This is a genomic window from Bradyrhizobium cosmicum (assembly GCF_032290525.1).
Taxonomy (GTDB): Bacteria; Pseudomonadota; Alphaproteobacteria; order Rhizobiales; family Xanthobacteraceae; genus Bradyrhizobium; species Bradyrhizobium cosmicum_A.
This window is the reverse complement of record NZ_JASXTA010000023.1, coordinates 12,534-38,705: the sequence shown is the minus strand read 5'-3', so window position 1 is coordinate 38,705 and position 26,172 is coordinate 12,534. Positions and strand designations below refer to the sequence as shown.

Here is a 26,172-nt window from a genome sequence, read left to right as displayed (position 1 = left end):
CTTCACGGATCTCCAATGGATCTCAGTCAAAGGCGAATATTCGCTTCCAGTCATTCTTCATGTCGACCACCGTCCATCGGTTCACCGCTGCGGCGTCGAGGGCCGTGTCCAATTTCCCGAAGTGGGATTGGCGGTCGTAGGCATATTCGCGCTCGGCGTCGGTATGGTGAACGAGCAGACCGAACCGCGCGCCGGGGGCGAGCGTCGTCCATTGGAGCATTTCAAGATCGCCATCCGAGTTGCCAAAAGCGGCGATGGGGCGGCGGCCGATATGTTCGTTGATTCCGATCGGCTTGCCGGCCTTGTCATCAATGAAATTGACCTCGGGCAACCGGAATAGCACCGGGGTGCTGTCGCGCATTTCAAACCGGGTCTTGATCGAGGATCCGACCACCTGCTCTGGAGGCACGCCGTAGATGGCGTCCGTCCATGGCCGCATGAACTCAACGCCGCCACCCGAAACGATGAAAGTCTGGAAACCATTCGCCCGAAGATAGGCGAGCAATTCCAACATCGGCTGATACACTAACTCCGTGTAAGGTCGTTTGAAGCGCCTGTCGCGCGCGGTGGCGAGCCAGTCCGCGACGATCGTCTCAAACTCGGCCGTCGTCATACCCGCGTGGGTGACCGCGACCAGTTCGGCAATACCCTTTTCGCCGGAAGCAGCGAGTGCGTTCAGGTCGCCATCCAGCACCGCCGCGAAGGGCTGTTTGCCCTTCCATTCCGGGTGCATCGCAGCCATGGCTTTCACCCGATCGAGGACGAAGGCAAGCTGCACATACATGGGTTGTTCGACCCATAGCGTGCCGTCGTTGTCGAAGGTTGCGATCCGCTGTTGGGTGGGCACGAAATATGGGCCGCGCTGGTCCGTGACGCGCCTGACGAAGTCGACGATGGACGTCTTCGCCGAACCGTCGTTCCAGGAAGGCAACGGATCGCGCTGAGCTTGTGCCAGCGCCGAACTCGAGTGCAGCGAGGCAGAAAGCAGCGGAAGTACAGCCAGCGAAGAAAGAAGGGCGCGCCGATCCAGCGGAGAAGATTCAATGATCATACGCATCTCCAATTGCTCTGCAAACGCATCGGATTGTTCGACCATTCGCAGCGGAAAGGATCTCGTACTGTTGAAATTCGTTTGAAACTGCGACGAGCTTGATACGAGCATGTTGCGACGCATGCAGGGCCGCGCAGTAGACTTATGCTTCCTCCGGATAGTGGCGATCCAAATCCATGCGAAATGTGCCGCCTGCACATAGAGCCGTCTCTCGCATGCCCTTGCTAAAGTTTTTGCACGCAATCGCTGTTCGACGGCCGATAGGCCGGCGGTTAGTTAATCTCAGTATTTTCTGACGATGGGCTTTGTTGTCGGAGGCGCTCCGGGCGCGGGCGGCGAGATTGCGAAGGTGACCCAAGTATTCCAGCCCGATGGCCGGTTTTCCGCGGCGAACTCTCCGTAGGCTTTCAGATTGAGATAGCCCTGCATGTCGCCGACCGGAAAAAGGAAACCGATCTGGGGCCCGACGCCAACCACCTGGGACTGGAAGCAGCCGACGCGATTCCCTGAACCGCTATCGCAGCCCAGTTCCTTGTAGACATAGCCGACGAGGCCGAGCATGACCTGCTTCGACACGAACTGCGATGCACCCCAGTCGAAGTGCATGTCGACGCCATTCTGATACTGCGTCGCCGTATTCTTGAAATTGTAGGTGAAGCCGAGCACCCCGGAAAATTCGTGACCGGTCTGCGGGTTGAAATAGGTGTAGCCGCCACCGACGTCGATCGCTCCGTGTCCGATGCCGAGGTTCGACAAACGATCAGATTGGTAAGCGCCAACCGGGATGTCACCCGTGATATAGGTCATGTAGTTGTGGACGCCGGCGTTCCAGCGCAATGCGAATTGCGGCGCCAGGTCCCCAAAGCCCCACGTCGTGTCGCTGACAGTGTCGGACCGCGCGAAGGGAATATTACCGAACGGCGTCGTGAGCACGCCCGACAAGGTCCCTGCCAGGCTGGTACCAACGACGCCATAGGCTGCCAGGAGGGATACTGACGCTTGGCCGCCGAGCACCGGCGTTGCAAATACATAGCTCGGAAGCACAAGGCCAAGATCGCCGGTGGCGTTCACATTCAGATTCAGATTTGCGTTCACTGCAAGGTTGGCCGGAACCCTGCCGAGCGTGAATTCACGCGCCCGCGCGACGTCGGCGCCAGCGGATACGGAGGTGTGGTAGTAGATATTCGCCAGGGACCAACCCGGCTGCTGCGGCGTGGCCGCGAGGCTTCCGAAAAGGCCGGGTATCCAGAAACTGATGCCGTTTTCGTCGGCCAAGGCAGGCTGGGCAGAAAGCAATAGAGTGGACGTCAGCAGGGCTGCAGGGATAACTCTGCGTGGATGTGCTGGGATCGAGCGCTCGCTTTTCGCAGCGGTTTTCGCCGTCACATTGTGGCTCCAAAAATGGTCGCCTTGCACGAGAAAGTCTACGCCGTTGTCGGGCTGACGCAAGTGATAAAGCTGGTCCGCGGCAAACCGCCATAGGAGCTGCAGCAGCACGATGGCTGGGCGAGCCCGGATGATCTTCGGGCGAGTTATCTCCCCGTGCGGCGTGGCGCCGATCTCTTACGACGTACGGCAGTGGATAGATGGCATAATTTCGAAACTCCCGATCAGAAAACTTTGAAACTTTATTGAGTTGTCCCTTGAGAAGCCGAATTGAGCGGGGCTGGACAGGCGGCAGCAGCGGCCGAGGTGACCTTCAGCCTTCAGGTGATGGGTTGATGGCAGAGCGGCGGCGGCTCGCGCTTGACGACACTGAAGACGCCGCTCCTGGGACTCCGAATCCCCGCAATCTCAAAACGGCCGCCCATCCAAAAAAGAGACGCCTGCTCAACCGCTCAGGGGCTTGTTCACGGGCGACCACTGACTGACTTGGCGGGAGTTCAAGACAAAAAGCCCCGGCGGTTTCCCGCCGGGGCTTCCGTCAGGTCGTTAGACCGAACTTACCAGTTGCGCTGAGCGCGGAGGAGCAGAACGAGGGAGTCCTGATCCTTCAGCTCGTAAACAGCGGCCGGCTTCGCGATTGCACCAGCACCACCGTAAGCAAAGGTACCCGCCATCTTCGAGTCCAAGTGGGTCCAGTTGAAGTCCGCCGAGAAGGTCAGGTTCTTGACCGGGGTCCAGCGGGTGATGATACCGACCTGGCCGATGGCGAAGTCCGGGTTACACGAGGTAACGCCGGCCACGGCGAACGTGCCGCCAACGCCGCAGAGGGACGACTTGGCGAGCGAGCCGTACTGCGCCTGAGCGTACGCACCGTAGATCGCCGTATTCCAGAAGGGATCCCAGTTGTGGGTGTAAGCACCACGGAAGCCCCAGGTCTTGACGGTTTCCTGCTGCGAACCGCCGCCCGCCGATGTGAACACCGTATCCGGAGCAAAGGCAAAGCCGACGCTCTGGTAGGCGATGCCGGAGCTGCCGAACATCGAGTACGAGCTACCCGCCAGGTTCTGGAAGTTGTAGCGGGTCGCACCGTCGGTGTAGACGCCCGAGATGTTGATCACGTCACCCGCACCGGTCGGGATGTTCTTGATCGACAGAGCGAGCTGAACTGCCCAACCCCACTTGTCGTCGGGGTGGCCCGTCGGCTCGGTCGCACCGTAGTAGGCAACGTGGTTGTCATGCGCAGCGACCGACGCCTGGAAGAGGCCCCAGGCCTGGTCGACACGAACCATACCGACGAGGTTCGGCGAACGCGAACCGCCGATGGCGTTGATACCACTGGTGCCGCCGACGAGGCCAGCCACGCTAGCGCCGGCGAGGTTGACGTTGCCGGCCTGGTAGTATGCCGTCGCGTCTTCCGCCGAGAACGACGCTGTGACGCCCTGACCGAAGTCAGCGGTGTAGGAGAACTGGTTGACACCAGTGACCGTGCCGCTGCCGCCGACGAGGCTGTCGATGTTGTTGCCGGGATAGTTGGTCCAGGGCGCGTCGAACTGCGACACGGCCTTACCCATGGTGAAGCCGGCGAACTGGATGAAGGCGTAGTACACGCCGAGCGAGCCGCCCGAGGTACCGCCGTCAGTCGGGTTGATCGTCGAGCCAACGAGGGCCGGCGTGGCACCCGAGGTGTTGAGGGCCAGAGTGCTGGTGTAGGCGGTATTACCGAAGGCGGAACCGGTGCCCTGGTAGCCGCCCGTGGTCCAGGAGAACGTCGCGTCGAAGAACGTGCGAACGACGCCGTATTCGGTCGCGGTGCGCGTGTCGATGTTGAGATCTTCACGAGCGCGCATCGTGTAGTAGTTGCTCAGGCGATTGTGCGCACCGCCGGGAGAGCCGTTCGCAATGCCAAAGACGCTGTTGGTGCCCAGCGCGACTTCGGCGCGCAGGTAACCACCCAGCTTGATGCAGGTGTCAGTGCCCGGGATGTAGTAGAATCCGGCACCGTACAGAGAGCAGATCTTCACGTATTCGACCGCTTTGGCCTTCACGGGGAGATCGGCTGCCTGCGCTCCGCCAACAGCGATGAGACCCGCCGCTGAACCGAGCAAAAGGCTCTTAACCAACTTCATGCTAAACCTCCAAGTTTGCTCTATAGGGAAGGTTCCGGATCCGCTGGGTGAAGCACCCTAAGGTTGGTTCCCTTGTCCCTTAACTCACCGCTTAGTCGCTTCGCGCCTTCGGACACACCCGCTGAACGCGAGGGACTTAAGCGAACCACCTAAAACGGGACGACCTCGGGATGCCCCCCTCCGTCGCTCAGTCACAATTACCGAACGCCTTTGCACACACAACAACAGAACGCTCCGAAACGGGCCAATGAAGCTTGTTTTCCGACAGGTGTTGCACAAACAACACGCAGATGTGATCATGGCGCCTTCGCAAAGCATTGTTTTCATTGTCGTTTTAACGGTGGTCACGTTTGCCTTCAAAGTTCCACACTTGAGGCACCGCGGACTGGAGCTTGGCGTACATGGGCTTTGACGCGCGCGAATCGTGGAATCAGAAGGAGACTCAAAGAGAAGGCTTAGAGTCCTCTTCGCGCCCCTTTCTGGCGCAAGCACGCCGACGGCGATGGTCAGGGCCCGCGCGGCGGACACCCTTTATAGATGATAGATCGCGGGGATTATTGGGACTGCGGCCCAGCTCAGTTGGCGGAGGCAGAAGGATTCGAACTCGCGATAGGCCCTCCGCCACGAAAATCGCTGGGAATATTCGAGCGCAAACACACGGTTACAAATTGACCGGCCCAAGCAAATAGAGGCATAAGGCTCGCACCGGAGAGGTGGCCGAGTGGCTGAAGGCAACGCTTTGCTAAAGCGTCATACGGTCTCAAGCTGTATCGAGGGTTCGAATCCCTCCCTCTCCGCCACCCAGCGTCAGAAACAAGAATCGTTGCGTTCTTTCACCTGAAGCCGATCGGGGAGCCGGTGCGAAAGCCTGGGGCAAGGATCAGCGCCATGGGTTCGGCGCGATTCGCCCGGTCTTTATATATGTGTGTCCGCCTCGGGCGGCGGGACCGCCAGATCCGCCAACGTGAGGGCGATATCAGCATCGCCTCGCCGGCCCAGACGTTGAACCAGACGCCGGCCCTTCGGCGACATGGAAACGCAGCGACCTCGAAGATCCTGGGCCGAATGCCGGTGGTGCCCGGCCGTCGGAGTTCCAGATCGCAATCATCGAGCGATCTGGATCGGCAGCCTTGATTTGGCCTTGGCCCCAATCCCGAGTCACTCCTGCCGGGATTGCTCGTGCCGTACGGACTAGGTTGCGGCACGACGCAGGAATTTGATTCAGCGCGACCATCTCACCGGTGAAACCACGGGTATGGACGCGCGATCCTCAGTTCAATGAGCGGAAACCCACGCCCTCGCCTCGCGCTGCGCGGCCGCGATCTCGGCGTCCGACATCTGTCCGGCGATTTCCTGGCGCAGCGTCACGGCGTCCTTGCGGCCCTTCAGCGCGGCGAGGTTGAACCATTTATGCGCGGCGATCAGATCGACGAGGCCGGAGCGACCGCTCGCCCAGTAGATCCCGCGCTCGAACAACACGTCCGACAGCGCGCTCGCGTCGATCGGCGTTGCCGTCTCCAGATCGAAAGTACCCTGAAACATAACGCATCCCCTTTTTCTTATGCCGCCTGGTTCGCCCGAGCGCGGCTCCCGTCCAACTCTGATTTGCATGATCCCTTCTGGGATCGTGCGCTATTCAACTCATCCCCAAGTCTTCTTGCATGCCGTTTGCCGGCTTGTTGAAGGCGATGATGGCGGGCAAATTTGAATGGCAGTTTAAGTATCGCGATGAAGCAGACGTAAACGCGAGGGCGCGGCGCCGGCGCACGAAAATCGAAAAGTCCTCGTCTTGCAGGCACTTCTGCGATTCGTCAGACTCGGTTTACCTTGGAATTTTGGGAGAACGATAACCATCGCGCGCGGCGGCGCGCTTAACGGCGCGCTGGGGCACCCGGTCGGAACCCGGCGATGACCTCGCAATTGGGCGCACGGGCCTCGCGTACCGCAAGACCGCAGCCCTCGCCTGCCCCAAGGCAGAACAACGACGGCAGCGGCGATCAAGCCGCGATCAGATCAACAATGTTTGGATAAGGGAATGCCGGCAATACCCCGGCCTCAAGGGAACGAGGGCGTCGGCGAACACGTCAGGACCAGATTCCACTTTGGCCGCGAGGCTACTCGTGAAATTGCAGAACCGGATGACCGGCCCGCACCGAACGAAGAAAACTTGTTTCTTCTGCCGGACCGCGCAGAAAGCGATCCGACCGTTGACCTGATGTCTCGCCGACACCCTCTGTCGTCGACCAGAACCTCTGGGAGGCGCTGATGACGTGCCGGCTGTCTAGCAGCCGGCAACTTCAGAAGTCGAAGTTACTTCTTCTTCTTGGCGACCTTGCGGGTCTTCTTCGCAGTCTTCTTCACTGCGCTCTTCGCCTTCTTCGCCTTCTTCGCTTTCTTGGCCATGTTGCCCTCCGATGTGTGAGATGGCTTTAATCGCTGCATGCAGTCGGGGATCGAATGCACACTCATCCCGAATACACCAACACAACGAAAAAAACAGCGTCTCGCTTAAAGAAGTGTTGACGGCGCAACGCGCGTGCGCTTGGCGAGCGCGGTGCAAGCGCACCGCATGACGTGTGCCTGCGATCGCAGAGAGTGGGCGCATCATCGGTGTTTGCGAGAGTAGTGATTGCAAGAAAACACTATGCAGAAAGTATTTTTTTGCACTCACGCATTGCGGATGATCAGCGCGATCACGCGTCTCGCGACGAGCGAGATCGCCTCGCAAAAGCGTTTCGCGGACTCTGAGTCGCGAGTTTTGGCAACGAAAATATTTTCATGCTTAACGGCGCGAGCGCTCGTCGGGGCGTGGTCAAGCCGCCGTTTTGCGCGAATCGCGTGCCGGCGATTCGGTCGCCGCGGAGCTGTCGATCGAGATGGAGTTTGCCGTTCGAGGATGCGCGCGAGCGTCGCATCGCGAACTGAAAGCGAGGTGACGACGCGTATCGTCACCTCGTTCGAACGCGTGACGTCAGACGCCGAGCTTGGACTTCAAGAGGTCGTTGACGCTCTGCGGGTTGGCCTTGCCGCCGGACGCCTTCATCACCTGGCCGACGAACCAGCCGAGCGACTGCGGCTTGTCCTTCACCTGCGCCGCCTTGTCGGGATTGGCCGCGATGATGTCGTCGACAACCTTTTCGATTGCCGAAAGATCAGTCACCTGCTTCATGCCGCGGCTTTCGACCAGCGCGCGGGGATCGCCGCCCTCCTGCCAGACGATCTCGAACAGATCCTTGGCGATCTTGCCGGAGATCGTGCCCTCGCCGATCAGGTCGATGATCGCAGCCAACTGCTCGGCGCCAACCGGAGAGCCCGTAATATTCCGGCCTTCCTTGTTGAGGCGCCCGAACAGTTCGTTGATCACCCAGTTTGCCGCCATCTTGCCGTCGCGGGCGCGGTTGCCGAGCTTGTCCAGCACCGTCTCGTAGAACACCGCGCTCTCGCGCTCGGCAACCAGCACGCTCGCGTCATAAGCCGACAACCCAAAATCGGCGACGAAGCGCGTCTTCTTCTGGTCCGGCAGCTCCGGCAGCTCGCTCTTCAGTTCGTCGACGAAGCTTTGCGAGAACTCCAGCGGCAGCAGGTCCGGATCGGGGAAGTAGCGATAGTCGTGCGCCTCTTCCTTGGACCGCATCGAGCGCGTCTCGCCCTTGTTGGGATCGTAGAGACGGGTCTCCTGGTCGATCTGGCCGCCGTCCTCCAAAATTTCGATCTGGCGCCGCGCCTCGTACTCGATCGCCTGGCCGATGAACGTGATCGAGTTCATGTTCTTGATCTCGCAGCGGGTGCCGAGCGGTGCACCGGGCCTGCGCACCGAGACGTTGACGTCCGCGCGCAAGCTCCCCTTCTCCATGTCGCCGTCGCAGGTGCCGAGATAGCGCAGGATCGAGCGCAGCTTGGTCACATACGCTTTGGCCTGCTCGGCATCACGGATGTCCGGCTTGGACACGATCTCCATCAGCGCCACACCGCAGCGGTTGAGGTCGACCTGGGACATGTTCGGCGACTGGTCGTGCAGCAACTTGCCGGCATCCTGCTCCAGATGCAGCCGCTCGATCCCGATGGTCGCGGTCCTGCCGCCGTCCAGTTCGACCTCGACCTCGCCTTCGCCGACGATCGGCGATTTGTACTGGCTGATCTGGTAGCCCTGCGGCGAGTCCGGATAGAAATAGTTCTTGCGGTCGAACACCGAACGCAGATTGATCTGCGCGTTCAGCCCCAGCCCGGTCCGGACAGCCTGCCTGACGCATTCCTCGTTGATGACGGGCAGCATGCCCGGCATCGCCGCGTCGACCAGCGACACGTGGCTGTTCGGCTCGCCGCCGAACGCGGTCGAGGCGCCCGAGAACAATTTCGAATTCGAGGTCACCTGGGCATGGATCTCCATGCCGATCACCATCTCCCAGTCACCGGTGGCGCCCTTGAGAAGCTTGTGCGTGGCCGTGCTCATGTCGTGCTCCCGAGCAGCGTGGCAGCGATCCGCTCCCACTCTGCTTCCAATGAATCCTTTGCAGCGGGCTGGCCGGCCTGGCGATACCAGTAGCCGGCATTGCCGAGATCGCCCTCGACCCGGTGCAGATAGGCGTGCACCCAGGCCGCCTCACGGCTGCTCTCGTCCTGGACGATCTTGTGCGCGCGGTCCCAGTCGCCCTTGCCGGCCCACCAGAGGCCGGCGAGCGGCGCGTTCAATTCCTGCGCCGGTGCCGCGCCATCGAGGCTCGCGATGAAAGCGGCGACATTCACCACCACCTCGCGGGCGTGAAGCGGCCGGCGGCCTGCTCGATCACCTCGCCGAGCGAGAACAGCGTCTCCTCGTCGAACGGACGGCCGATCAGTTGCAGGCCGAGCGGCAGGCCCTGCGCGTCCTTGCCGGCGGGCACGGCGATGCCCGGCAGCCCCGCCATGTTCACGGTGACCGTGAAGATGTCGTTGAGATACATCTCGACCGGATCGGCGCCGCCCTTCTCGCCGATGCCGAAGGCCGCCGACGGCGTCGCCGGCGTCAGGATCGCGTCGACGCCCCCGGCGAAGCAATCCTCGAAATCCTTCTTGATCAGCGTGCGCACCTTCTGGGCGCGCAAATAATACGCGTCGTAATAGCCGGCCGAGAGCACGTAGGTGCCGATCATGACGCGCCGCTTCACCTCGGCGCCAAAGCCATCGGCGCGCGTGTTCTCATAGAGTTCGGTGATGTTCCTGCCCTGCTCGCGCAGGCCGTAGCGCACGCCGTCATAGCGGGCGAGGTTGGACGAGGCCTCGGCCGGCGCCACGATGTAATAGGCCGGCAGCGCGTATTTGGTGTGCGGCAGCGAGACCTCGACGAGCTCGGCGCCGGCCGCCTTGAGCCAGGCTGCGCCCTCACTCCACAGCTTCTCGATCTCGGGCGGCATGCCGTCGAGGCGGTACTCCTTGGGAATGCCGATCCTGATGCCCTTCACGGACTTGCCGATCGCTGCCTCGTAGTCCGGCACGGGAAGGTCGACCGAGGTCGTGTCCTTCGGATCGTGCCCGGCCATCGAGCGCAGCAGCATCGCGCTGTCGCGCACGCTGCGCGCGATCGGACCGGCCTGGTCGAGCGAGGAGGCAAAGGCGACGATGCCCCAGCGCGAACAGCGGCCATAGGTCGGCTTGATGCCGACGGTGGCGGTGAAGGCCGCCGGCTGGCGGATCGAGCCGCCGGTGTCGGTCGCGGTCGCGCCCATGCACAGCAGCGCTGCCACGGCCGAAGCCGAGCCGCCGGACGAGCCGCCCGGCACCAGCGTCGTGTTGCTCCCCTCGCGCCGCCACGGATTGCCGACGGGGCCGAAGCACGAGGTCTCGTTCGCCGAGCCCATCGCGAACTCGTCATTGTTGAGCTTGCCGAGCATCACCGCGCCGTCGCGCCACAGCTGCGAGGTGACGGTGGACTCATAGGTCGGCACGAAATTGCCGAGGATCTTCGAGCACGCCGTGGTGCGCACGCCCCTGGTCGCGAACAGGTCCTTGATGCCGAGCGGGATGCCCGCGAGCGGACCGGCGTCGCCCTTGGCAATCTTCTCGTCCACTGCCTTCGCCATGTCGCGCGCGCGATCCGGCGTCTCCATCACGAAGGCATTGAGCACGCGCGCGGCTTCGATCGCGCTCAGATGCGCGTCGGTCAGCTCGAGTGACGTGAAAGTCTTGGCCGCGAGGCCCTTGCGGGCCTCGGCGAGCGTCAGCGATGTCAAATCGGTCATTTATTGATCGGGCTGCAGAAGAATGGAGACAGGGTCTTGTCGTTGGCCGGGTCGTCTTTTTTCTTGGCGGCGGCGTTCGCGGCGGCCTCGATCTCGTCGAGCACGGCATTGACGGCGACGTTGGGGTCGGCAGCCTTGCCCTGCCGCTCCATCTTGTCGAGATAGTTCATGTAGGCCTGATAGGCCTTCTCATCGTGACAGAGCATGCACATCGGACAGCGTCCTGAATTGAACTATTCAACAACCTTGGGCACCAGGAAGAAGTGACCTTCGGTCGCGGGCGCGTTGGCAACGATATCGTCGGCCATCTCGCCGTCACTGACCACGTCCTGCCGCTTCTTCATCTGCATCGGGGTGACCGAGGTCATGGGCTCCACGCCCTCGACATTGACCTCGGAGAGCTGCTCGACGAAGGCGAGCATGGCGTTGAGCTCGCCCTGAAGATGCGGAACCTCGCCCTCGGAAACCGCAATGCGCGCCAGATGCGCGATGCGGCGGACGGTAACGGTGTCGACGGACATTATATAAGGCCTCTCGCGGCAAAACCTATGTGCCGTATAGCAGAGGCCGGTTTTGCGCCGCAACCGGCGCTTTCCCGCTATCCAGCCAGCGTTTTCATGCGCGCCAGCGCCGATCTGGCGAGATCCCGGGTCAAATCGGCTGCGGGGACCTCACGGCCGAGGGCGACGGCCTGGCCGGCCCAGAGATTGGTGAAATCCACCCTGCCCTGTCTTTCGGCCGCCGCCTTCAGCGGCCCCAGCGCGGTCGCGGCATGGGGAAACGGCGGCGCATCCGGCGAGATCGGACCGGCCTCGCGCATCAGGCGGTTTTGCACGCCGCGCGCCGGGCGTCCCGTCATGACATTGGTGATGACAGTGGAATCGTCCCGCGCCTCAGCCAGCGCCTTGCGGCCGCCCGCACTGACCTTGGATTCCGGGCAGCGCAGATAGGCGCTGCCGATCTGCACACCGGAGGCACCCAGCGCGAAGGCCGCGGCAATGCCGCGCCCGTCGGCGATGCCGCCCGCCGCGATGATGGGCACCTTCACGGCATCGGCGACCTGCGGCACCAGCGCAAACGTGCCGGGCTGCTCGGATATCTTGTCGGTCAGGAACATGCCGCGATGGCCACCCGCCTCGGCGCCTTGCGCGATCACAGCATCGACGCCGTGCTGCTCGAGCCAGACCGCTTCCTTCACTGTCGTGGCAGACGAGATGACGAGACAGCCGGCCGCCTTGACGCGCTTGAGCAGGGCCTGCTCCGGCAGGCCGAAATGAAAGCTGACCACTTCGGGCTTCAGTTGCTCGACAACCTCGCAGAAAGAGGCATCGAACGGCGCGCGGTTCGCGGCGTTGATCGGTGCCGCCGGATCGAGACCATGCTCGGTGTAATAACCCGCGAGCCGCTGCTTCCAGCGCGCCTCGGCCTCAGGCGTGAGATCGACCGGCGTGTGGCAGAAGAAGTTCATGTTGACCGGCGCCTTCACGCGCTGGCGAATTGTGTTGACCTGCTCGCGCGCCTTTTCGGGCATCAGCATCGCGCTCGGCAGCGAGCCGAGCCCGCCACCCTCTGCCACGGCGATCACCAGCTCCGCATCCATCACACCGGCCATCGGCGCCAGTACGATGGGGAATTCGGTCTTGAAGAGATCGATCAGTCGACGGTCAGGCCACATGGTGTGTCTCTCGCATTTCAGGCGGCGGAAGCAATGGAATTGCGACGGCCAGCGATGAGCTGCTCGGCCTCGGCCGCAACGCGTTCGACGATCTCCGCCGCCGGTGGAATATCATGGATCAGGCCGACCGCCTCGCCCGCAATCACCGCCGCGACGTCGAAATTGCCGGCGGCCTTTGCCGCGGCATAGTCCGCCGCGACTGCGGCAACATTCTGCATCAGTTCGACCTCGCGCCCGATCCAGCGTCTGGCATGGTCGTTGACCAGGCAGCGTCCCGTGAACGGCGCCGGCCAGACATTGTTGCGGGAGAGATCGAAGAGAATGCCGCGCACGGTCGAGCCGCTATCCGCCGCGCAGATGCGTCGCTTGGCTTCCTCCGCGCCGTCAGCCTCCTGGCTCGCATAGAAGCGCGTCCCGAGCAGCACGCCGCTCGCGCCCAGCATCATCATGGCGGCGAGCCCGCGCCCGTCGGCAATACCGCCGGCCGCGACGACAGGCACATGGCCCGCCGCGAGATCGACAATGGCAGGCACGAGGTCGACGGTGGTACGGGAGGCACCGTGGCCACCCGCCTCCGTCCCCTGCGCGATGAGGACATCGGCCCCGGCATCGAGCGCCTGCCGCGCCATCGCCTCGTCCTGCACCTGGCAGATCAGGCGCGCACCTGCCGACTTGATCTTTGACGCGAACGGAGCGGGATCGCCGAACGACAACATGACCGCAGACGGTTTTGCGACCAGCGCGATGTCGAGAAGCTCGGGCCCCCTGGCGAGGCTCCAGGTGATGAAGCCGATGCCGAATGGCGCGCGTAAATTCGCGAGCTTCCCCGTCTCCTGCTCCAGCCAGGCCTTCTCGCCATAGCCGCCCCCAAGGATGCCAAAGCCGCCGGCCCGGCTGACGGCCGTGACCAGACGACTGCCAGCGACGACATCCATCGGAGCCAGCAGGATGGGATGCGTGATTTCCAGCAGCGTGGTCAGCGGCGTCGCGATCGGCATGGCACCCTCCCGGTCTGGACACCAACCCTAGAGCCGGCTAGCATTCTCGAAAAATGAATTGTTACGAACGCTGCCATCTCAAACGCGGAACGATGCCATGGAACTCAGCGATATCCAGACCTTTGCGGCGGTCGCCCGCACCGGCGGCATCACCCGCGCCGCCGAAGAGCTCAACACGGTGCAATCCAACGTCACCCAGCGCGTCAAGGCGCTGGAGGCGGAGATCGGCACGGCGCTATTCGAGCGCCACAGCCGCGGCATGACGCTGACCGGCGCCGGCAAGCGCCTCCTCCCCTACGCACAGCGAATGGCGGCGTTGTCACGCGAGGCCGTGCTTGCCGCCCGCGACGATGGCGAGCCGAAGGGGCCGCTCGCGATCGGCTCGATGGAAACGACGGCCGCCGTTCGATTGCCGCCCCTGCTCGCCGAATTCCACCGCCGCTTCCCCGCCGTGCGGCTGAGCCTGCGCACGGCGCCCACGGCTGACCTCGTCGCCTGCGTGCTCGAAGGCACGCTCGACGGCGCCTTCGTCGCGGGCCCCATTGCACATGCCGACCTCATTGCGACCAGCGCCTTTCGCGAAGAGCTGGTGCTGGTCACCGCGCGGCGTTGGGCGTCGTTGGCAGAGCTGCGTGCCGGCACGCCGGAGTCGGGCCCGACCGCCCTGGCGTTCCGCACCGGCTGCACTTACCGCCAGCGGCTCGAGCAGGTGTTCGTCGAGTTCGGCTGGCCCTCGGCCGCCCGCTTCGAGCTCGGCACGCTCGACGGCATGATCGGCTGCGTCGCCGCCGATATGGGCGTGACGCTGCTGCCGCGTGCCGTCGTCGAACGCAGCGCGATGAACGGCAGCGTGTCGATCCACACGCTGAGCGCCCCGCACGCGCGTGTCGAGACGCTCTTCATCCAGCGCAGCGCCGGACATCAAACCAGCGCGCTCAGCGGTTTTGCCGCCTGCCTGAAGCAGGACGACGCCGTCATCGCGGCTTGATGCAGGCACTGCGTTCCACGCAGCGAAATTCGTCACAAATCCATCGCGCGTGACTCGATCTGCACTGCCTTCAGCCATCGCAGCGCAGCACATCGAAAAGCTTTGAAGGCCGTGACCATTCCACGTTAGGATGAGCGACTAGCCAGCGCGAAACCAAAACGAAGCAATAAACATCGGGAGGACTATCGATGCGCAATACGCTCGTGTTGTGCTGTGTCGCCGCATTGTCGGCGACGATCGAAACAGCAAGCGCACAGGACTGGACCAAATCGAAATGGGGGCCGACTGACGAGATCGGCGCCGCCAACTACATGACGCCCGAGCTCGTGCTGAAGGCTGCGTCCCTGGTGAAGACCGGCAAGACCTACGCGCTCGGCATTCCCGTCACGCCGCAGACGCCGGCCTATCCGCCGCGCGCGTTCAAGCTCACCATCGTGCAGCCCGGTCAGGCCGGCAGCCCCGGTCTCGGTCCCAACAAGGCGACCTATAACGATGACATCCTGGACACCTGGGTCGGCATCGGCAGCCAGCTCGACGGCCTCGGCCATCTCGGCGTCGAGCACGTCTACTACAACGGCAACAAGCTCGCCGATTTCGCCGATCCGAACGGGCTGAAGAAGCTCGGCATCGAGAAGGTGCCGCCGATGGTCACCCGCGGCGTGCTGCTCGACATGGCGGCCTATTTCAACACCGACGTGGTGAAGGAAGGCACCGCCTTCAACGTCAAGGAGATCGAGGAGGCCGCCAAGAAGCAGGGCGTCGAGATCCGCCAGGGCGATGTCGTCATCTTCCACACCGGCTGGCTCAGCCTGATCGGCAAGGACGACAAGCGCTATTCGGCCGGCGAGCCGGGTCTGGGCGTCGAAGGCGCAAAGTACCTGACCGGCAAGGGCGTCGTCGCGGTCGGCGCCGACACCTGGGGCCTCGAGGTGCTGCCGTTCGAGTCGAACAACGTGTTCGAGGTGCACCAGATCCTGCTCGCGATGAACGGGACCTACATCCTCGAGAACATGGACACGGCCGCGCTCGCTCGGGACAAGGGCTATGAATTCCTGTTCGTGCTGGGACAGCCGCGCTGGACCGGCGGCGTGCAGGCGATGATCAACCCGATCGCGATCCGCTGATCTGATAACCGGGCGAGGATCAGCCTGCCGCACCGCAGGCCCCTCGCCCGAACTATCTCTGCGGCCTGAGATGCCATCGCCGCAGTGCGACGACGGCCCAGATCGCCTCGACGAGGCCGAACGGCCAGGCGCCCTGGAGAAAACCGTAGGCCGAGCCGAACGCGCAGGACACCGCGAACAGCAGCACGAACCAATGGCTGCGGTCCTCCAGGGCATAGCAGACCAGCATGGCGGACACGGCAAACAGGCCGAATAGTGTCAGTGCATCCATTGTTCAGGGTTCACTCCGCAGCGCGACGCGTGATATGCGCTAACGCCATGCCGGCTCTTATCCTGCCCCTCGTCGATGCTGCAACCCACTGGCCCGAACGCGGTGGGCTGATCGGCCTCGACCTCGGCACCAAGACCATCGGCGTTGCCGTGTCCAATCCGGACCGGCGGCTGGCGACCGGCGTCGAGACCATCCAGCGCAAGGCGTTCAAGCAGGACGCCGCCCGGCTGCTCGCGATCGCCACCGAGCGCAAGGCGGTCGGCTTCGTGCTCGGCCTGCCCATCAACATGGACGGCAGCGAGGGCCCGCGCGCGCAATCCACCCGCGCCTTCGCCCGCAATCTTGCCGGGCTCACCTCACTGCCGATCGGCCTCTGGGACGAACGTCTGTCGACCGCGGCGGTCGAGCGCGAGCTGATCGGCATGGACGTCAGCCGCGCCAAACGCGCCGAGGTGATCGACGAACACGCCGCGATCTTCATCCTGCAAGGCGCGCTCGACCGTCTCGCCAATCTGCGTGCCAGCCCGGGGCCGGCTGATCCATGGCCGTGGTGATCGCGGCGCTGCTGCCGGTCTTCATCCTCATCGTGCTCGGCGTGGTGCTGAGGCATAGTCTGATGCGGCTGGATACCCAATGGCACGGGCTGGAGCGGCTGACCTATTTCGTCCTGTTCCCGATGCTGCTGATCCAGACGCTGGTGAAGGCCGACCTTTCAAAAGTGCCGGTCGCAGGCGTCGGCGGCGCGCTGCTGCTAGCGGCGTTAGCGATGTCGCTGCTCTGCCTCGCGCTCCGCCCGGCGCTGGCGCGGCTGGCTATCGACGGTCCCGCCTTCACCTCGATCTTCCAGGGTGCGACGCGCTGGCAGACCTATGTGGCGCTCTCCGTCTCCGCCAACATGTTCGGCGATGTCGGACTGGCGCTGGCGTCCGTCGCCATGGTCGCGATCATTCCGATGGTCAACGTCTTCAGTGTCGCCGTGCTCGCGCACTATGCATCGCCCGAGAAACAGTCCGCGCGCGCCATCGTCATGACGGTGATCCGCAATCCCCTGATCTGGGCCTGCGCGATCGGGCTCGCCGTCAACCTGCTGCACCTGCCACTGCCGAAGATCTGGCATGAGGTGGCGGACGCACTGAGCCGCTCCTCGCTCGCCATCGGCCTGCTCGTCACCGGCGCCGGCCTGCAGCTTAAGGGCCTGCTCCGCCCGAGCATAGGCGCAACGCTCGGCGTGGGGTTCAAGCTGGTCCTGATGCCGTTGCTCGCCCTGCTGCTTGCCGCTTGGTTTGGCCTGTCCGGCGACAGCCTCGCCATCGTCGCGATCTGCGGGGCGGTGCCGACCTCGCCCAGCGCCTATGTGCTGGCCCGCCAGATGGGCGGCGATGCGCCCCTGCTGGCGCAGATCATCACGCTGCAGACGATTTTGGCGGCGATCACGATGCCGATCGCGATCGCGCTGGTGGCCTAGCTCCCCAGCCACATCGTCAGCACCACCGCGGTCAGGTTGTTCAGCGCATGCAGCACGATGGTGAGCCAGAGCGAATTGGCGCGATAGCGCATGTAGCCGAACCAGAGGCCAATAGTGAAGACCTCGGCGAGGAAGTACATGTCGTACTGCAGATGCACGACCGTCCACACCAGCGACGACAGGATAATCGCGCCCGGCACCCGCAGGAAGCTCGCCGACCAGCCGCGGAAGAGAAAGCCGCGGGCGAGGACCTCTTCGGACATGGGCGCTGCCACGCTGAAGGCGAACAGCAGCATCAAGGCCGCGCCTTTGTCGCGGCCGGATTTCAACAGGTCAGTCATGAAGCCCGGCGTCGCCTCGCGGCCCAGGCTCCGCGACAGCGTCTCCCAGGCGACCACAATCAGGATCAACCCGACCGTGCCGAACAGGAGTTGCTTCCAGGACGGCCAATGCAGCGCGAGATAGTCGACGAAGGAGGCCTTCTTGATGCGAATGGCCAGCCACACGGCGGCCAGCGTCGCCGGCAGGCCCATCGTGACCGAAAACGCGAGCGACGCCGGCTCGCGACCGACGCGCTGCATCGATGTCAGGTCAACGGGGTCGCCGGCGACCCAGACCAGATAGACGATGGCACCGATCTGCCCGACGAACATCGCAGCGAAGATGACGATGCCCCAGAGCGAGGTGCCGAAGAACATCCAGACGCGCGGTGTCGCAGGCGCCACCATGAGTGGCGGATGGTCGGGATTGAGGGAGTCCATCAGGAGGCTTTCGTTGGGGAGGCTCACGGCAGCGCCCGTTCCAGCAGCGCGCGCGCGTCACCGCTCTCCAGCTCCACCGCGCCATACATGCCGGCGTGGGTGCTGGCGAGGCGCGTGGCGGCGAACAGTTCGGCATGGCGCGGCGACACGCCGTTGAGTGCGGCGGCCGCGGCAAGCAGCGCCAGCTTCTCGACCGCGAGCCGCGCGACGCGCTCGCCGTCGGCACGGCGGAAGGTCTGGCCGACGAAAGCGGCCGCCTCACCTGCGCCCGGCAGGCCTTTGGTCTCGGCGGCCAGTGATTGCAGCACCGCCATCGCCGCCTCCGGCTCGCGCGCCAGCGCGCGCAGCACGTCGAGACACATGACGTTGCCCGAGCCTTCCCAGATCGCATTCACGGGCGCTTCCCGGTAGTGCCGCGCCAGAATGCCGTCCTCGACATAGCCGTTGCCGCCGAGGCACTCCATCGCCTCGTAGAGGAAGCTAGGTGCGCTCTTGCAGGTCCAGTATTTGATCGCGGGCGTGAGCAGCCGCATGTAGGCGGCCTCCGCCGCATCATGCGGGATGCGGTCGAAGGCGCGGCAGAGCCGCATTACCAGCGCGACGCTGGCCTCGACATGCAGCGCCATGTCGGACAGCACGGCTTGCATCAGGGGCTGATCGGCGAGATGCTTCTGGAATACGCTGCGGTGACGGGCGTGGTGCAAGGCATGCGCGAGCCCCGAGCGCATCAGGCCGGTGGAAGCGATCGCGCAATCCTGCCGCGTCAGCTGCACCATCTGGATGATGGTGCGGATGCCCTTGCCCGCCTCACCGACGGCTTCCGCATAGGCGCCGGCGAACTCGACCTCGGACGATGCATTGGAGCGGTTGCCGAGCTTGTCCTTCAGCCGCTGAAACTGGATCGCATTGACGGATCCGTCGGGCGCAAAGCGCGGCATGAAGAAGCAGGTCAGCCCCTCCTCGGCCTGCGCCAGCACCAGGAACGCGTCGCACATCGGCGCCGACATGAACCATTTGTGTCCGGTGACGCGATAGGCGCTGCCGTCGCGCACCGCGCGCGTCGTGTTGGCGCGCACGTCGGTGCCGCCCTGCTTCTCTGTCATGCCCATGCCGAGCGTCATCCCGCGCTTGTCCGACCAGGGCGCAAAGCTCGGATCGTAGCTCCTGGTCGACAGCACCGGCATCACGCGCGCGAGCAAATCCGGCTGCATCGCCAGTGCCGCGACGGAGGCGCGTGTCATCGTGATCGGACAGAGATGGCCGGTCTCGACCTGCGCGGCGATGTAGAATCGTGCCGCGCGGATCACCTCGGCGGCATCGCCCGCAGGCTTCCCCTCCGCCGTCCACGTCGAATTGTGCACGCCGGCATGGGCGCTGTGCGCCATCAGCTCGTGATAGGCCGGATGAAACTCGACCTGGTCGCGGCGATTTCCTTTTGCATCAAAGCTGCGCAGCTTCGGAGTGTTCTCGTTCGCCGCGCGCCCGCGATCGGCCATCGCGGCCGAGCCCCAGTGCTTGCCGAACTCGGATAGTTCCCGCTCCGCCGCCGCGCCGCCATTGGCCTTGACCGCATCGACCAGCGGCCGGTCCGCGGCGAACAGATCGACGTCCTCGAACGGCGGCGACTGGTTGAAAACCTCGTGGGTTGCGAAGCTGGGCTGGCTCATCGGCACCTCCTCGGATCGGAATCAGTTCCGCCGCGGCTGGATCGCGAAATCATAGGCCGCCCCGCCCGCCCCCGGCAGGGAAAAATGCCACCACTCCTTCGAATAGTTCACAAAGTCTTGCTTCGCCATCGCAGCCACCAGCCGCCTGCGCCAGGCGCGCTGATCCGACGTGAGCGACGGTGCCGCAGTATGGCCTTTCGTATCCGTGCAATCGTAGCCGGTGCCCATATCGACGCTGCCTTCCGGCAGTCGCGCTTCGACCGGCGCCGTGCAATCGGCATAGGTTTTCGACGGATCGAATTTGGCGGAATTGTCGGCCTTGAGATCGACGAGCGTGAGATCGAGGGCGGCTCCCGTCGAATGCTGCGAGCGGCTCGCGATATAGCCGAGGCGGAACAGCTCAGTCTTCGGGATCTTCGGATTGTAGCGCCGCTCGGCAGCCGTCTCGTGGCCGTTCTGCGACCAACTCACCATGTCGAGCGAGGCCCGCGCCGGCCGGTAGCAGTCGAACATTTTCAGCGACAGGTTTTGCGCCGCCAGCTCCTGCTGGACCGCCTTCAGCCGCAGTCCCACCTCCCGCTTCACCACGCATTCGCCCGCACCATAGCCGGCGAGCGGACGGCCGACGAAATTGTTGGAGGTGGCGTAGCGGATATCCTGGATGATGGTTGGATCGATAGCGCGCAGATAGACGAAGCCGCCCGGGAGCGATTGGGCGTGAGCGGTGCTGATCGTCATTAGCGCCAAGAGCGCTGTCAGAATTGATTTCACAGAATGCTCCCACGCCGTCATCGCCGGGCTTGTCCCGGCCATCCACGCCCTTTTTGCGGCGAGCATGCAGGAACGTGGATGCCGGGCCTTCGCCTCGCCGCAGCGGCTTCGGCCGCGCAGGCGGGACAAGCCCGGGCATGACGGAGGAAGGAGCACTATCAGGGGATAACTCCCTGCCCCGGCATTGGCCCTTGCTCCCCCCGCCATCCGCGCCTATAGCTCTCGCTTTAATGACATCGAAATCGACCTTTGTCCTCGGCCACCGGCATTTGCTGGGCATCGAGGGCCTTTCCGCGGCCGACATCAGCGGCCTGCTCGACCTGTCCGAAGAATATGTCGAGCTCAACCGCCAGGTTGACAAGAAGCGCACCGTCCTGCGTGGACGGACGCAGGTGAACCTCTTCTTCGAGGCCTCGACCCGGACCCAGTCCTCGTTCGAGCTCGCCGGCAAGCGCCTCGGCGCCGACGTCATGAACATGTCGGTGTCCTCCTCGTCCATCAAAAAAGGCGAGACGCTGGTGGACACCGCGATGACGCTGAACGCCATGCACCCGGATATCCTGGTGGTCCGGCATCACGCCTCGGGCGCGGTGGAACTGCTGGCCCGCAAGGTCGACGGTTCCGTGATCAATGCCGGCGACGGCGCCCATGAGCATCCGACCCAGGCGCTGCTCGACGCGCTCACCATCCGGCGCAACAAGGGCCGGCTCGAGGGGCTCGTCATCGCGATCTGCGGTGACGTGCTGCATTCGCGCGTCGCCCGCTCCAACATCATCCTGCTCAACACCATGGGCGCCCGCGTCCGCGTCGTCGCCCCCTCCACGCTCTTGCCGCCCGGCATCGAGCGGATGGGCGTCGAGGTCGCGCGCGACATGCGCGAGGGACTCAACGGCGCCGACATCGTCATGATGCTGCGGCTCCAGCGCGAGCGCATGAACGGCTCCTTCGTGCCGTCGACCTCGGAGTATTTCCACTATTTCGGGCTGGACCAGAAGAAGCTCGCTTACGCCAAGCCTGACGCGCTCGTGATGCATCCCGGCCCGATGAACCGCGGCGTCGAGATCGACACCGCGGTCGCCGACGGCGCGCAGTCCCTGATCCGCGAACAGGTGGAGATGGGCGTCGCCGTGCGCATGGCGGTGCTGGAAGCGCTCGCCCGTAACCTGCCGAACGCGTGATGCCCATGCTGATCGATCGCCGTCCCATCCTGCTCGCCAACGCCCGCATCGTCGACCCGTCGCGCGATTTCGACGGCATCGGCGACGTCCTGATTGCCGACGGCACCATCCGCGAGACTCGCCGCGGCATCGGCGCTGCCGGCGTCCCCGAGGGCACCGACATCGTCAACTGCTCCGGCAAGATCGTCGCGCCCGGCCTGATCGACATGCGCGCCTTTGTCGGCGAGCCCGGCTTCAGCCATCGCGAGACCTTTGCCTCCGCGAGCCAGGCGGCGGCGACCGGCGGCATCACCACCATCATTTGCCAGCCCGACACGTCTCCGGTGATCGATAACTCGGCGACGGTCGACTTCGTCATGCGCCGCGCCCGCGACACCGCCATCGTCAACATCCAGCCGATGGCGGCGCTCACCAAGGGCATGCACGGCCAGGAGATGACCGAGTTCGGCCTGCTCAAGGCCGCGGGCGCCATCGCGTTCAGCGACGGCGACCGAAGCGTCACCAATGCGCAGGTGATGCGCCGCGCGCTGACCTACGCCCGCGATTTCGACGCGCTGATCGTGCACCACACCGAGGACCCCGACCTCGTCGGCGAGGGCGTGATGAACGAGGGCGAGTTCGCGAGCCGCCTCGGCCTGATGGGCATCCCGAACGCCGCGGAAGCCGTGATGCTCGAGCGCGACATGCGCCTCGTCGCGCTCACCGGCGGCCGCTATCACGCGGCCTCGCTGTCCTGCATCGACTCGCTCGACGTCCTGAAACGCGCCCGCGATGCCGGGCTCGCGGTCAGCGCCTCGGTTTCGATCAACCATCTTGCGCTGAACGAGAACGACATCGGCCCCTACCGCTCGTTCCTGAAACTGTCGCCGCCGCTCCGCACCGAGGACGACCGCCGCGCACTGGTCGCAGCCGTGGCCTCCGGCCTCATTGACGTCATCATGTCCGATCACAATCCGCAGGACGTCGAGGTCAAGCGCCTGCCGTTCGCGGAAGCCGCCCCCGGCGCCGTCGGGCTCGAGACCATGCTGCCCGCCGGCCTGCGGCTCGTACACAATGGCGAGATGGACCTGAAGACGCTGATCCGGGCGATGTCGACCCGGCCGGCCGAGATCCTGGGGCTACCAGGCGGAACCCTGCGCACGGGTGCTCCGGCCGACATCATCGTGATCGATCCCGACGTGCCCTGGGTGGTCGATCCCGCCGACCTCAAATCGCCCTGCAAGAACACGCCGTTCGACGAGGCCCGCTTTACAGGCCGCGTGGTGCGCACCATTGTCGGCGGACGAACGGTTTACGAGCATGTCTAGCGTCCGGGATCGTTCGACATGGAGATGCGGCCATGCCGTTTGAAGCCTTCCTGCCGGTGGCGCTCGTCATCGGCTACCTGCTCGGCTCCATTCCGTTCGGCTTGATTCTGACCAAGCTCGCCGGCACGCAGGATATCCGCTCGATCGGCTCCGGCAGCATTGGTGCCACCAACGTGCTGCGCACGGGGCGCAAGAGCCTTGCCGCGGGCACCCTACTGCTCGACGCCCTCAAGGGCACCGTGGCTGTGGTGATTGCATTTCGCGTCGGTGGCCTCGATGCGGCGTTGCTAGCCGGGTTCGGTGCGTTCCTCGGCCATCTTTTTCCGATCTGGCTCAAGTTTCGGGGCGGCAAGGGCGTCGCCGTCTATATTGGAATCCTGCTCGGTCTGATTCCAGTGGGCGCACTCGTGTTCTGCCTGCTCTGGCTCGCGACCGCCTTCACCACCCGCTATTCGTCGCTTTCCGCACTGGTCGCAGCCTTCGTCACGCCGCTGTTCCTGTGGTGGTGGATCAGCGAACCCAAATTGACATCGCTGTTCGCAGTACTGACGCTGCTCCTGTTCTACGCGCATCGCGAGAACATCAAGCGGTTGCAAGCGGGCAAGGAAAGCCGGATCGGCGAGAAAGCGTAACGCGGAAAAAGTACGGATACCGCCGCACCTCTACCGCATTATATGCCAAATCCTGTTCGCAACTCCAAAGCTGCTCGCGGCCGGAGTGGCGAACGGGTTCCATGCCTGTCATCCTGATCGAGGAAATGGCGCTACGCGGTTGCTCAGAATGAGCGGAACGATTGTCGGCACGCATCATGAAAGCGGCTTGCAGGGCACTGCGGCAAGCCGGCTGCTCTCGACCACCAACATCTGGTCCGAGGCGCCCTCGCCGCTTCCCGCGCCGGAGCCTGTTCCCGTCGTGCCGACACCCGCTCGCGTCGTTCCGGCTCCGGTCGTAACTGCGGCCAGGCCTGTTGTGCGGGCGCGCCCCGGATACTGGCCGCCGCAAAAACTCTCGCTCGCGCTTCAGGGCGGCGGCACCTTTGCGGCCTTCACCTGGGGCGTGCTGGAGCGGCTGCTGGAAGAGCCCGATCTCGAGATCGACACGATCAGCGGCGCCAGCGCCGGCGCCGTCAACGCGCTGCTGCTCGCTTGCGGCCTTGCCGAAGGCGGCCGCGAAGCCGCCCGCGCGCGGCTGAACCGGTTCTGGGTCCGCCTGATGCACGAGGCCTCGTTCCGCTCGCTGATGCTGGTCGGCGGATTCTCGTCGGCGGGAAGCTCGGTCGCGTTCGGGCCGACGCTGCGCCCGGGCCAGTTCGATCCGTTCGATCTCGATCCGCTGCGGCAGGCGCTGGCCCGCGACATCGATTTTGCCGCCCTGCGTGCGGCGAAGTCGCCAAAGCTCCTGATCGCGGCAACGCGCATCCGCGACGGGCAGCAGCAGATTTTTCGCAATGACGCCATCACCGCGGACGTCGCGCTGGCCTCGACCTGCCCGCCGCTGGTTCACTGCGCCGTCGAGATCGACGGCGAAGCCTATTGGGACGGCGGCTTTGGCGGCAATCCGCCGCTGATCAAGCTGGCACAGGAATCGATGACCGCGGACCTGCTGCTCATTCAGGTCACGCCCGCGCGCGACGGCTACGTGCCGATCACGCTCGCCGCGATCGACCGCCGGCTCGACCAGATCGCAGCCAATGCCGCGCTCAACGCCGAGATTGCGGCGATCGAATGGGCGCAAGCGCACGCCACGCCTTCGCTGCGGCTCTCCAGGATTGCAGCCGAAGATTCCGTTGACGGCCTGGCGCAGCGCTCGTCCACCGATCTCGGCCGCGGCTTCATGCGAACGCTGCATCGGAGCGGCCGCGCGGCCGCCGAGCGCTGGCTCGGGCAAGACACGGCAGGCATCGAGGCCGAACGCGCCCTGCCGGCCATCGAACCCGCGCTAGCCTGATTTCGCCAGCGCATCCTCCAGGAACCACGCCGCCGCGAGTGCGCCGGGATCGTTGCCGAAGCGCGCGATCACCTGCACGCCGATCGGCAGGCCATTGACCTTCAGCACCGGCACGTTGACGCAAGGATTGCCCATCAGCGTCCAGAGACGGTTGTAGCGGGGGTCTCCGGTGGAGGCGAGCTCCTTGGCCGGCGGTGTGCCGGGCGCCGAATAAGTCAGCAGCACGTCGAAGCCCTCGAACAATTCGCTGAGCTCGCGGCGGCCGCGACGGCTGATCCGGCGGGCCTCGTCATAGTCCTTCGGCGTCAGTCCGACGGTCGCATCGAGACTGGCGCGCAGCATCGGCGCGATCTCGTCGTGATGCTCCGAAAACTCCCAGGCGAGCGCGCGATGCGCCTCGAAATCCTGGATGATGGGGTGGATGCGCCACGCCTCCTGCACCGCCTCGGGCAGATCGATGGTCTGCACACTGGCACCGGCGCGCGTCGCCGCCTTGATCGCGGCTTGCAATCCCTCGTCGGCGGCCGGCTCCACGGCGCCGGCGAACTCCTGCCTGACCACGCCGATGCGCGGCGCCTTCGCCGGGACGATGCCGGAGAATTCGCTGCGGCCGGTCATCGCCAAAAGTCCACGCGCGAGATCCTCGGCGCGCGATCCGAACAGGCCGACCGTGTCGAGCGCCCACGAATAGCACTTCACGCCGACCGTCGGCAGCATCCGGAACGAGGGCTTGATCGCCGCCGTCCCGCAATAGGCGGCGGGCCGGATCACCGAGCCGCCGGTCTGGGTGCCCAGCGCCAGCGGAATCATGCCGGCGCCGACGGCCGCCGCCGAGCCCGAGGACGAGCCGCCCGGCGTATGGCCGAGATTGTGTGGATTGAGCGTCGGCGTTGGATCGCGCGAGGCGAACGCCGTGGTGGTCGTCTTGCCGATGATGGTGGCGCCCGCCCGCTTCAGCATCATCACGACCGGCGCATCCGAACGCGGCTGCCAGCCGCGATAGATCTCCGAGCCCATTTCGGTCGGCATGTTGACGGTGTCGATGATGTCCTTGATGCCGACCGCGATGCCGCGCAGCGGGCCGGCGGCTTGCGCCTTGGCGGATTTGTCATGGCGGACGAAGGCGCGGACGTCCTTCTCCTTGGCCTCGATCGCCGCGTACGACTGGGCGATGGCGTCATCGGGCGAGAGTTCGCCCGCTTCAATGCGGCGCTGGAGGTCGGCGAGTGAGATCATGGCAAA

Annotated in this window: 24 protein-coding genes and 1 tRNA gene; 9 read left to right on the top strand and 16 right to left on the bottom strand. The window is 64.5% G+C overall.

All coding sequences use genetic code 11. From position 1 onward, the window contains the following. Nucleotides 1-22: 22 nt before the first annotated feature. From QSV46_RS31670 to QSV46_RS31660, 3 genes are all read right to left on the bottom strand, one after another. Complete coding sequence (locus QSV46_RS31670) at nt 23-1,051, bottom strand: HAD family hydrolase (RefSeq protein ID WP_409997231.1); 1,029 nt, start codon at nt 1,049-1,051, stop codon at nt 23-25. Nucleotides 1,052-1,333: 282 nt separating this feature from the next. Further along, entirely contained in the window at nt 1,334-2,377 is a 1,044-nt protein-coding gene (locus QSV46_RS31665) for a transporter (RefSeq protein ID WP_314960977.1), read from the bottom strand. Nucleotides 2,378-2,994: 617 nt separating this feature from the next. After that, nucleotides 2,995-4,563, bottom strand: coding sequence for a porin (locus QSV46_RS31660; protein ID WP_314960822.1), 1,569 nt, complete (start codon nt 4,561-4,563; stop codon nt 2,995-2,997). A gap of 707 nt (nt 4,564-5,270) precedes the next feature. Here QSV46_RS31660 and QSV46_RS31655 point away from each other — a divergent pair. Next, nucleotides 5,271-5,363: transfer RNA gene (locus tag QSV46_RS31655), tRNA-Ser, on the top strand. Between the two features lie 475 nt (nt 5,364-5,838). Here QSV46_RS31655 and QSV46_RS31650 read toward each other — a convergent pair. The 8 genes from QSV46_RS31650 to QSV46_RS31615 form a co-directional block, all read right to left on the bottom strand. Further along, the gene (locus tag QSV46_RS31650) at nt 5,839-6,105 is read right to left on the bottom strand and encodes a hypothetical protein (RefSeq protein ID WP_314960820.1); all 267 of its coding nucleotides are present in this window, start codon (nt 6,103-6,105) and stop codon (nt 5,839-5,841) included. A gap of 1,429 nt (nt 6,106-7,534) precedes the next feature. Further along, a complete protein-coding gene (gene gatB, locus QSV46_RS31645; RefSeq protein WP_314960819.1) occupies nt 7,535-9,013 on the bottom strand; it encodes an Asp-tRNA(Asn)/Glu-tRNA(Gln) amidotransferase subunit GatB in 1,479 nt (492 codons plus the stop codon). After that, nucleotides 9,010-9,312, bottom strand: coding sequence for a hypothetical protein (locus tag QSV46_RS31640; RefSeq protein ID WP_314960818.1), 303 nt, complete (start codon nt 9,310-9,312; stop codon nt 9,010-9,012). Before QSV46_RS31640 ends, gatB begins: the two co-directional genes overlap by 4 nt. Further along, nucleotides 9,303-10,778: an Asp-tRNA(Asn)/Glu-tRNA(Gln) amidotransferase subunit GatA gene (gene gatA, locus QSV46_RS31635; protein ID WP_314960816.1), complete on the bottom strand. Its 1,476-nt coding sequence runs from the start codon at nt 10,776-10,778 to the stop codon at nt 9,303-9,305. Before gatA ends, QSV46_RS31640 begins: the two co-directional genes overlap by 10 nt. Continuing rightward, nucleotides 10,775-10,990: a hypothetical protein gene (locus QSV46_RS31630; protein ID WP_314960814.1), complete on the bottom strand. Its 216-nt coding sequence runs from the start codon at nt 10,988-10,990 to the stop codon at nt 10,775-10,777. Before QSV46_RS31630 ends, gatA begins: the two co-directional genes overlap by 4 nt. Nucleotides 10,991-11,011: 21 nt before the next feature. Then, the gene (gene gatC, locus QSV46_RS31625) at nt 11,012-11,299 is read right to left on the bottom strand and encodes an Asp-tRNA(Asn)/Glu-tRNA(Gln) amidotransferase subunit GatC (protein WP_314960812.1); all 288 of its coding nucleotides are present in this window, start codon (nt 11,297-11,299) and stop codon (nt 11,012-11,014) included. Between the two features lie 77 nt (nt 11,300-11,376). Further along, complete coding sequence (locus QSV46_RS31620; protein ID WP_314960811.1) at nt 11,377-12,453, bottom strand: nitronate monooxygenase family protein; 1,077 nt, start codon at nt 12,451-12,453, stop codon at nt 11,377-11,379. Nucleotides 12,454-12,470: 17 nt separating this feature from the next. After that, complete coding sequence (locus QSV46_RS31615) at nt 12,471-13,451, bottom strand: nitronate monooxygenase (RefSeq protein ID WP_314960810.1); 981 nt, start codon at nt 13,449-13,451, stop codon at nt 12,471-12,473. 97 nt (nt 13,452-13,548) lie between these two features. Between QSV46_RS31615 and QSV46_RS31610 the strand changes: the two genes are divergently transcribed. After that, nucleotides 13,549-14,439: a LysR family transcriptional regulator gene (locus tag QSV46_RS31610; RefSeq protein WP_314960809.1), complete on the top strand. Its 891-nt coding sequence runs from the start codon at nt 13,549-13,551 to the stop codon at nt 14,437-14,439. A gap of 188 nt (nt 14,440-14,627) precedes the next feature. Further along, on the top strand, nt 14,628-15,563 hold the full coding sequence (locus tag QSV46_RS31605) for a cyclase family protein (RefSeq protein ID WP_314960808.1): 936 nt from the start codon (nt 14,628-14,630) through the stop codon (nt 15,561-15,563). 52 nt (nt 15,564-15,615) lie between these two features. On the opposite strand, the gene QSV46_RS31600 is transcribed toward QSV46_RS31605, so the two are convergent. Next, nucleotides 15,616-15,834 (bottom strand): hypothetical protein, encoded by a 219-nt coding sequence (locus QSV46_RS31600; RefSeq protein ID WP_314960807.1) that lies wholly within the window; start codon nt 15,832-15,834, stop codon nt 15,616-15,618. Between the two features lie 47 nt (nt 15,835-15,881). Here QSV46_RS31600 and ruvX point away from each other — a divergent pair, with 47 nt between their 5' ends. Both ruvX and QSV46_RS31590 read left to right on the top strand, forming a co-directional pair. After that, on the top strand, nt 15,882-16,388 hold the full coding sequence (gene ruvX / locus QSV46_RS31595; protein WP_314960806.1) for a Holliday junction resolvase RuvX: 507 nt from the start codon (nt 15,882-15,884) through the stop codon (nt 16,386-16,388). Then, nucleotides 16,376-17,299: an AEC family transporter gene (locus QSV46_RS31590; protein WP_314960804.1), complete on the top strand. Its 924-nt coding sequence runs from the start codon at nt 16,376-16,378 to the stop codon at nt 17,297-17,299. The genes ruvX and QSV46_RS31590 overlap by 13 nt, the downstream gene beginning before the upstream one ends. Here the strand turns inward: QSV46_RS31590 and QSV46_RS31585 are convergent. Genes QSV46_RS31585 through QSV46_RS31575 form a run of 3 tightly spaced genes read right to left on the bottom strand, consistent with a single transcriptional unit; the run spans nt 17,296 to nt 20,465 of the window. Further along, complete coding sequence (locus QSV46_RS31585) at nt 17,296-18,060, bottom strand: CPBP family intramembrane glutamic endopeptidase (protein ID WP_314960975.1); 765 nt, start codon at nt 18,058-18,060, stop codon at nt 17,296-17,298. The two genes, QSV46_RS31590 and QSV46_RS31585, sit on opposite strands and share 4 nt — an antisense overlap. Before the next feature lie 23 nt (nt 18,061-18,083). After that, on the bottom strand, nt 18,084-19,727 hold the full coding sequence (locus QSV46_RS31580; RefSeq protein WP_314960803.1) for an acyl-CoA dehydrogenase family protein: 1,644 nt from the start codon (nt 19,725-19,727) through the stop codon (nt 18,084-18,086). 21 nt (nt 19,728-19,748) lie between these two features. Next, complete coding sequence (locus QSV46_RS31575; protein ID WP_314960973.1) at nt 19,749-20,465, bottom strand: M15 family metallopeptidase; 717 nt, start codon at nt 20,463-20,465, stop codon at nt 19,749-19,751. Between the two features lie 263 nt (nt 20,466-20,728). Here QSV46_RS31575 and QSV46_RS31570 point away from each other — a divergent pair, with 263 nt between their 5' ends. The 4 genes from QSV46_RS31570 to QSV46_RS31555 all read left to right on the top strand — a co-directional run bounded on the left by QSV46_RS31570 (nt 20,729) and on the right by QSV46_RS31555 (nt 24,930). After that, nucleotides 20,729-21,676, top strand: coding sequence for an aspartate carbamoyltransferase catalytic subunit (locus tag QSV46_RS31570; RefSeq protein WP_314960801.1), 948 nt, complete (start codon nt 20,729-20,731; stop codon nt 21,674-21,676). Between the two features lie 5 nt (nt 21,677-21,681). After that, nucleotides 21,682-22,983 (top strand): dihydroorotase, encoded by a 1,302-nt coding sequence (locus QSV46_RS31565; protein ID WP_314960800.1) that lies wholly within the window; start codon nt 21,682-21,684, stop codon nt 22,981-22,983. Nucleotides 22,984-23,015: 32 nt separating this feature from the next. Continuing rightward, complete coding sequence (gene plsY / locus QSV46_RS31560) at nt 23,016-23,615, top strand: glycerol-3-phosphate 1-O-acyltransferase PlsY (RefSeq protein ID WP_314960798.1); 600 nt, start codon at nt 23,016-23,018, stop codon at nt 23,613-23,615. A gap of 148 nt (nt 23,616-23,763) precedes the next feature. Then, the gene (locus QSV46_RS31555; protein ID WP_314960796.1) at nt 23,764-24,930 is read left to right on the top strand and encodes a patatin-like phospholipase family protein; all 1,167 of its coding nucleotides are present in this window, start codon (nt 23,764-23,766) and stop codon (nt 24,928-24,930) included. On the opposite strand, the gene QSV46_RS31550 is transcribed toward QSV46_RS31555, so the two are convergent. Continuing rightward, nucleotides 24,922-26,166 carry an amidase gene (locus tag QSV46_RS31550; RefSeq protein WP_314960794.1) on the bottom strand — a complete coding sequence of 415 codons (1,245 nt, stop codon included), beginning with the start codon at nt 26,164-26,166 and terminating at the stop codon, nt 24,922-24,924. The two genes, QSV46_RS31555 and QSV46_RS31550, sit on opposite strands and share 9 nt — an antisense overlap. Nucleotides 26,167-26,172: the final 6 nt, after the last annotated feature.

Excerpts from the sequence above, each read along its gene's own strand:
- QSV46_RS31670 (WP_409997231.1), bottom strand. The coding sequence starts at position 1,051 with ATGATCATTGAATCTTCTCCGCTGGATCGGCGCGCCCTTCTTTCTTCG.
- QSV46_RS31660 (WP_314960822.1), bottom strand. The coding sequence starts at position 4,563 with ATGAAGTTGGTTAAGAGCCTTTTGCTCGGTTCAGCGGCGGGTCTCATC.
- QSV46_RS31650 (WP_314960820.1), bottom strand. The coding sequence starts at position 6,105 with ATGTTTCAGGGTACTTTCGATCTGGAGACGGCAACGCCGATCGACGCG.
- gatB (WP_314960819.1), bottom strand. The coding sequence starts at position 9,013 with ATGAGCACGGCCACGCACAAGCTTCTCAAGGGCGCCACCGGTGACTGG.
- gatA (WP_314960816.1), bottom strand. The coding sequence starts at position 10,778 with ATGACCGATTTGACATCGCTGACGCTCGCCGAGGCCCGCAAGGGCCTC.
- QSV46_RS31630 (WP_314960814.1), bottom strand. The coding sequence starts at position 10,990 with ATGTGCATGCTCTGTCACGATGAGAAGGCCTATCAGGCCTACATGAAC.
- gatC (WP_314960812.1), bottom strand. The coding sequence starts at position 11,299 with ATGTCCGTCGACACCGTTACCGTCCGCCGCATCGCGCATCTGGCGCGC.
- QSV46_RS31620 (WP_314960811.1), bottom strand. The coding sequence starts at position 12,453 with ATGTGGCCTGACCGTCGACTGATCGATCTCTTCAAGACCGAATTCCCC.
- QSV46_RS31615 (WP_314960810.1), bottom strand. The coding sequence starts at position 13,451 with ATGCCGATCGCGACGCCGCTGACCACGCTGCTGGAAATCACGCATCCC.
- QSV46_RS31610 (WP_314960809.1), top strand. The coding sequence starts at position 13,549 with ATGGAACTCAGCGATATCCAGACCTTTGCGGCGGTCGCCCGCACCGGC.
- QSV46_RS31605 (WP_314960808.1), top strand. The coding sequence starts at position 14,628 with ATGCGCAATACGCTCGTGTTGTGCTGTGTCGCCGCATTGTCGGCGACG.
- QSV46_RS31600 (WP_314960807.1), bottom strand. The coding sequence starts at position 15,834 with ATGGATGCACTGACACTATTCGGCCTGTTTGCCGTGTCCGCCATGCTG.
- ruvX (WP_314960806.1), top strand. The coding sequence starts at position 15,882 with ATGCCGGCTCTTATCCTGCCCCTCGTCGATGCTGCAACCCACTGGCCC.
- QSV46_RS31590 (WP_314960804.1), top strand. The coding sequence starts at position 16,376 with ATGGCCGTGGTGATCGCGGCGCTGCTGCCGGTCTTCATCCTCATCGTG.
- QSV46_RS31585 (WP_314960975.1), bottom strand. The coding sequence starts at position 18,060 with ATGGACTCCCTCAATCCCGACCATCCGCCACTCATGGTGGCGCCTGCG.
- QSV46_RS31580 (WP_314960803.1), bottom strand. The coding sequence starts at position 19,727 with ATGAGCCAGCCCAGCTTCGCAACCCACGAGGTTTTCAACCAGTCGCCG.
- QSV46_RS31575 (WP_314960973.1), bottom strand. The coding sequence starts at position 20,465 with ATGACGATCAGCACCGCTCACGCCCAATCGCTCCCGGGCGGCTTCGTC.
- QSV46_RS31570 (WP_314960801.1), top strand. The coding sequence starts at position 20,729 with ATGACATCGAAATCGACCTTTGTCCTCGGCCACCGGCATTTGCTGGGC.
- QSV46_RS31565 (WP_314960800.1), top strand. The coding sequence starts at position 21,682 with ATGCTGATCGATCGCCGTCCCATCCTGCTCGCCAACGCCCGCATCGTC.
- plsY (WP_314960798.1), top strand. The coding sequence starts at position 23,016 with ATGCCGTTTGAAGCCTTCCTGCCGGTGGCGCTCGTCATCGGCTACCTG.
- QSV46_RS31555 (WP_314960796.1), top strand. The coding sequence starts at position 23,764 with ATGAGCGGAACGATTGTCGGCACGCATCATGAAAGCGGCTTGCAGGGC.
- QSV46_RS31550 (WP_314960794.1), bottom strand. The coding sequence starts at position 26,166 with ATGATCTCACTCGCCGACCTCCAGCGCCGCATTGAAGCGGGCGAACTC.